1 protein-coding gene is annotated in these 787 nt (G+C 43.7%); it reads right to left on the bottom strand.

The window, feature by feature from the left end:
• On the bottom strand, positions 1-591 hold a 591-nt coding region (nadE, locus tag R7P74_RS25920; protein ID WP_318123525.1), incomplete at its 3' end, for an ammonia-dependent NAD(+) synthetase.
• Positions 592-787 lie beyond the last annotated feature (196 nt).

Here is a 787-nt window from a genome sequence, read left to right as displayed (position 1 = left end):
TTGACGTTTGTTCAAACCAAAAAGAGGGGCAAGGTCACACGCGCCATCACCAAATTTAGTGTAGAAACCAGTGATGTTTTCTGCAGAGTGGTCAGTACCTAACACCAAGCCACCGACGTAACCAGCGATCTCGTATTGAGCGATCATGCGAGCACGTGCTTTTACGTTACCTTTTACAAAGTCTACTTTTGCCGCGTCTTCTGGCATTAGCCCTGTGCCTTCTAGTGCAATATTAGAAGCGGCATGCATACCATCAACACCTTGTTTGATGTTCACAGAGATAGAATGCGTAGGTTTAATGAATGACAACGCCAATTGCGCTTCATCTTCGTCTTTTTGCTCACCGTAAGGCAGACGTACTGCGATAAACTGGTAATCGTTGCTGCCAGTTTCTTCGTTAAGTTGGTCTACAGCAAGTTGGGCAAGGCGACCTAACGTGGTTGAGTCAACACCGCCACTGATGCCAAGCACAAGTGACTTACAACCTGCTTCTTGTAGCTTACGCTTAATAAAAGCAATACGGCGTTCAATTTCGAAATGCGGGTCAATTGACGGCAATACACGCATTTCGTCACGGATGGATTGTTCCATTTAGGGTTCCTTTTCCTGCAAATATCTTAGACACAAAAACTGCTTCGAGTGGTCATTCACCAAAGATCAAACAGTGTGACGTCGTTATTGAGCTAAAATGGTGATAAACCATTCAATTAAGGCTCGTAAACGTCGCTTTAGTGTCAAAAGCTCTAAAGATTAGTAGTATCATACCGAATTCATCAGATTAGAAAAC

It is taken from the genome of Vibrio sp. 2033, assembly GCF_033339735.1.
The sequence above is the reverse complement of the archived record's forward strand: the minus strand, read 5'-3'. Positions and strand labels throughout refer to the sequence as shown.